Origin of the sequence: Sulfitobacter brevis, assembly GCF_900112755.1 — a bacterium.
Classification (GTDB): domain Bacteria; phylum Pseudomonadota; class Alphaproteobacteria; order Rhodobacterales; family Rhodobacteraceae; genus Sulfitobacter; species Sulfitobacter brevis.
In genome coordinates this window covers 1-4,815 of the sequence record NZ_FOMW01000051.1, presented here as the reverse complement: position 1 = coordinate 4,815, position 4,815 = coordinate 1, and the positions used below count along the sequence as shown (strand labels likewise).

Here is a 4,815-nt window from a genome sequence, read left to right as displayed (position 1 = left end):
AAGAGGTGGACGCCATGAACACGCAATGCCTCGAAACGGCACGAGCTGGCTTCGAGCTGGCCAACACACAGATGGCGGAGGAGGGGGCAGACTAGGGCGTTCGGCCTCGGTCTTTACCCTGCTTTGCCCGTTCATCGCGCAGCTCACGCCAACCCCGTTTCTCAGTTTCGATCTGGTCAACGTGGGTTTTGATCGCCTCGCGCTGTGTGTCTTTATCCATCGACAGCCAATGCCCTAGAACAGCTCGCTGCTGGTTTGTTTCACGTAGATGCTTCTCCTTCATGGCTGTGATCGAGGTCTGCAAAAGGGCGCGTTCATCAAGCTGGCCGTGGCGCATGGCCTCGCGCTCGCCTGCATCGCGCTGTGTGGCCTGTTCGGCCTCGTCGGCGTTCTGCTTGGCAATACGCCCATGTTCGCCCGTAAGACGCTGCCAGAGGCCGCCTAAGCCCTTACGGAGGCGGTTGGCTCTCTCTAGCGCCTCGGACGCTGTGCGGGCTTCCTGAGCCGTTTTAAGAGCCTCTCTGAGAGCGCGATGTTCACCGCGCATCTGCAACACCTGGTCTTTTAATTTCCCCTGGTCTGCATCCTGGCGCCGCTTCCCATCATCGAGCTGCTTTTCTGCCTGCGCGGTCATGCGGCTGTTGAGCAATGATCGCGCCTGATCAACCGTGATCTGGTGTGCAGGATCGCCAAGTTTTGCGCGAATATCCTTCTGCTTCATATCCAAATATCGGTTGATCGGTAGGGCTTCGCCTGTGTGATGAACCACCACAAAGCCCCGTCGATCACCTCTGGCGAGCTGCATTGCGTGGCCTTCAAGCTGGGCTTGGAACGCCTTTGCGCCGTCTGCATCTTTGAACGCATCGCTGACAATCCGCTTTAGATCGCGCGGATCTTCACCGATGCGCTTTGCCTGTTGCCAGATCTGGGGGCTGAAATTGTCTGGCTTTGCTTTCTCACGATCGCGCAAGCCTTCGGGCATTTCAAAATCGTGCTGCAAGAACAGATCGCGGCTGACCTCGCGCAGCCTGAGCTTGGAAAATGACAGCTCAATCGCTTTCATGTTTTCGGTGTCGATCCGTGACCAGACAACGTGTGCATGAAGGCGGGCGTTTTTCTCGTGCGTGACAATGGCGCGGGGTTGGTCTGTAAGGCCAAATTTTTCCTCAATAGCCCGTGCCGCTTCCTTGAAATCTTCCAAGGTGAGCCGCGCCCCTTCTGGGGGATTGATACTCACTGAAAAGAACGGCTGCGTGGCCTTCGTGCCTTTGGACGTTGCGTCAATTTCCTGCAACGCGCCATGCAGATCAGAGGCCGCAACACCACGCAGATCGGCCACGTCAACGTGGTCGTTTTCGCGGGTGTTGGTGAGGTGATCGGCCAGATTCACCGCACCGCCGCGCTGTGATCCCTTGAGGATCATCGCGACGGCCGCGGGGGCTTGTCAGGAACACCAAGCGCAATCATCAAAGTGTGGCGCATCCATTGGATGTCTGCCGCAGCTTGGTGAAGGAGCTGGTTTTCTGGCCATGCGCCTGCATTGGCAACATGCGCAAGCTGGTTGACGTTGCTGCCGATTTTCCCAACCGCGCCTAAAAGACGGGCAAGCTCCTGCTGATCTTTCACAGGATGCACGCCCCGTCTGCGCGGTGGGGGAGTCTCGCGCAAAACGCCAAAACGCAGAACATCGCTCGTCGTCAATCCTGTGCTCTCGGCACGGTCATGGACGACTTGCAGCTCAGCCTCGGTAAACCGAGCTTTGAGCTGCTTAGAGCGGGGGTCTGTCGTCTTTGGACGTGCCATGCGTGGGACTCCATTTGGTGTTAAAGGCTCAATGCCGCATGACACCAAACCGCGAGAGGGTGCACGGGAGAACGCAGTGTCTCCCTGCCATGATGGTGTTGCTTGATCCGCTAGGATTGGCTCAGGAACCGCAGGTTTCTGGGACACAACACACATCTTGCAATCAGCATAACAACTGAAATTTAATAATCCATTAATTTGTTATAGAACCATGTGACCCGCTTTTTGGAGCAATAGATTCTATGACCAATGAAATTTTTACCGATGTACCGCGTGGCATTCCATCAGCCAAGCAATCAACATTCTCGCCTCCCCTCGCCACCTTTGCCGATCCGCAGCACATCCAGACCAGCAAAACGCTCAAGCATCAGGATGGAAAATTGTTCCTCGGCGTGGTTGGGGCAACAATGCAGGATGCCAAGCGCGACGATAACGGCACGCCCTATCGCTACGCTCAGGACGGTCATTTGATCGGATTGGCAGATGATCGCCACATCATCACCGTGGCCGGCTCGCGGGCTGGCAAAGGACGCTCGGCCATTGTGCCGAATATGCTTTGCTACACGGGGTCGGTTCTGGCCACTGATCCAAAAGGTGAGCTGGCAAGCATCACGGCAGAGCATCGCCATGATAAACTTGGTCAAAAAGTACGGGTGCTTGATCCGTTTCGTGTGGCTGATGTACCTGACAAGTTCCGCGCTTCGTTCAATCCGCTGTCCATCTTGAAAGCAGATAGCCCTACCCTTGTCGAAGATGCGGGATTGATCGCAGACGCTCTCGTGATTTCATCGAGCAAAGATGAACACTGGGACGCATCGGCGCGGGAATTGATCACCGCGTTGATGCTTTACTTGGTCAAAGCCAACAATGCAGCCAAGGCAAACCTGCCAGAAATGCGCCGCATCCTGCGCAATGAAGTTCTGCTCACCATGACGCTAGAGATCATGGCCGATGATGAAGATTTTCTCGACGGCATCATGGCGGGTCTGGCGCAATCCTTCATCACAAAGCCACCCAACGAAAAAGGCTCTGTGCTGTCCAATGCACGGCGGCAAACTTCGTTCCTAGATTTTGCGGCCATTCAAGGCGTGTTGTCAGATCACGATTTTGATCTGGGCGAGCTGAAGAGTGAAAAATCCACAATCTATCTGTGCCTGCCAGCCATGCGCATGGGAACCTGCAACAGGTGGCTGCGCCTGTTCATCAATCTGGTTCTGGCCGCGATGGAAAATTCCCGCGTAGCCACGCCAAACCCGCCCGTCCTGCTCTGCCTTGATGAATTTGCCACCCTCGGCCACATGCAGGCCATCGAGAATGCAGCGGGGCAGATTGCGGGCTTTGGGGTCAAGCTCTGGCCGATCATCCAAGACCTCGGCCAGCTCGAAACCCTCTACGAAAAACGATGGCAGACCTTCATGGCCAATGCAGGTATTTTGCAGTTTTTCGGCAACTCTGATCTGACCACCCTAGAATGGATTTCTAAAAGGTTGGGCGATACCACCTTACGCGTCATGTCCAAAGGTGAAGTGGGGTACAAGCAGGCGGCAGAAAGTGGGGCAACGGGTGAGTCATGGTCAAACGAAACGCGGCCACTTTTGACGGTGGATGAGATCGCCAAAATCTTTGGCCGTGATGATCGGTATTGTCGCCAGCTCGTCATGTGGGTTGGACATGATCCGATGATCATGCAACGTGCATATTACGATAAGCATAGGGCATTCGCATGAAACGGATTTTTGAGAAAGATTCGCCGCACAATGTAGACGTGTTTGAATGCAAAGCTAAAATAGCAGTGAAATTTCCGATGAAACCGCGTGTTCGGTTCTATGGCGATGCGCCTCACTACTTCAATTCTGTCGGTGTTGCACTTGATCGGGAAGGTATTGATACTTTTCTAAAACATAGAAGCAAGCCTCATAGGTTTTTCCTGCTTTTTGCGTTGCTTGCAATCTCTGCACACGTGGTATTTTCTCTGTATCTATACCCGATAATGGATTGGTTTTTATTTTTCTTATATTTAGTAGCTAGCGCCATACCTTACTTACACGTTTCTGAAAATAGTCACAAAATACGTAACTATTTAGACGAGCTGCAAGGCCGCAGAAACCGCAAGATATTTGAGAAATATGGCACATCAGAATACCAAATACTTGTTGAGTTTGATAAGATCGCAAAAACTGTCCATCCATCCCTTGATAAAGAGCTATTTTCTCCTGAAGGCTACGATATGGTTAGGTTTCGTCCTATCGAGACAGAACCTACCATCGATGATTGCAAGCCATTTCCGATAGATGAAAACTCTATTTTCGTTTATGATGCTACTCGGACGGGTGGGATTGAGTATCGGTACGGTCTGCGGCAGTCTAAATTTGGATTTTCCCTGAGTTCCCCAACTTCTGGAAAATCAAGTTACTCTCATAGTCAAAGTGAAACAGCGTCTCTTGTAGCTATTTTGAATGAGATCATAACCCTTGTCAGGGATGGCACGATTGAAACTGAAGATCAGCCCTTCAACCCCATGGATTGATCCCCTGTATCTGCCTTACACCCCTAAAGGGGTCGAAGCCCTTGCCAAGTGTGGCGCGGGTTTTTGGTGTCGAGTGGGTGGCCTATTTTTCCCCTGCTTTCCGTCGCCGTTTCGCAAGGATCAAGAAACATATGGTTCTGGTGTGACCACAAGGATTTTAACCAGCTTGCTGGCGCGTAGCGTCCTTGTGGTTGCGCCATGGTTCTATGTTTTGATGTATCCTGAAACGAGCGACTGGTAGGGTGAAAAATCCCTCTGCTTTTTGTTGTGTGAGCAACCTTTAACGGCGTGACGGCCTTGCCGTCATGATCGCCGTTTGGGTATCTGCCATTAGGCAGATTCCCTTTAGCGAGCGAAGCGAAGCCTTGTGTTTACAATGTTACCTACGGAGTAGTGTTACGGAATCGTCTAAGCCCTATCCTGCTTGACTTAAACCCTGTGCAAGGTTCCGAAAGTAACGAATTTTGGTTCCGAAAGTAACGAAT

At 52.4% G+C, this 4,815-nt stretch carries 5 protein-coding genes; 3 read left to right on the top strand and 2 right to left on the bottom strand.

Translation table 11 applies throughout. The features are described 5' to 3' along the window. Positions 1–91: 91 nt before the first annotated feature. Both BM174_RS20515 and BM174_RS20510 read right to left on the bottom strand, forming a co-directional pair. Entirely contained in the window at positions 92–1,423 is a 1,332-nt protein-coding gene (locus tag BM174_RS20515) for a relaxase/mobilization nuclease domain-containing protein (protein WP_093925646.1), read from the bottom strand. After that, positions 1,420–1,803, bottom strand: a complete 384-nt coding sequence (locus BM174_RS20510) for a plasmid mobilization protein (RefSeq protein ID WP_177209569.1) — start codon at positions 1,801–1,803, stop codon at positions 1,420–1,422. The genes BM174_RS20515 and BM174_RS20510 overlap by 4 nt, the downstream gene beginning before the upstream one ends. Before the next feature lie 242 nt (positions 1,804–2,045). Between BM174_RS20510 and BM174_RS20505 the strand changes: the two genes are divergently transcribed. The 3 genes from BM174_RS20505 to BM174_RS20965 are packed head-to-tail and all read left to right on the top strand — an operon-like array spanning position 2,046 to position 4,571. Continuing rightward, positions 2,046–3,530, top strand: a complete 1,485-nt coding sequence (locus BM174_RS20505; RefSeq protein WP_093925644.1) for a type IV secretory system conjugative DNA transfer family protein — start codon at positions 2,046–2,048, stop codon at positions 3,528–3,530. Then, a complete protein-coding gene (locus BM174_RS20500; protein ID WP_093925643.1) occupies positions 3,527–4,330 on the top strand; it encodes a hypothetical protein in 804 nt (267 codons plus the stop codon). Before BM174_RS20505 ends, BM174_RS20500 begins: the two co-directional genes overlap by 4 nt. Then, positions 4,293–4,571 carry a hypothetical protein gene (locus BM174_RS20965; RefSeq protein WP_143092518.1) on the top strand — a complete coding sequence of 93 codons (279 nt, stop codon included), beginning with the start codon at positions 4,293–4,295 and terminating at the stop codon, positions 4,569–4,571. Before BM174_RS20500 ends, BM174_RS20965 begins: the two co-directional genes overlap by 38 nt. Positions 4,572–4,815: the final 244 nt, after the last annotated feature.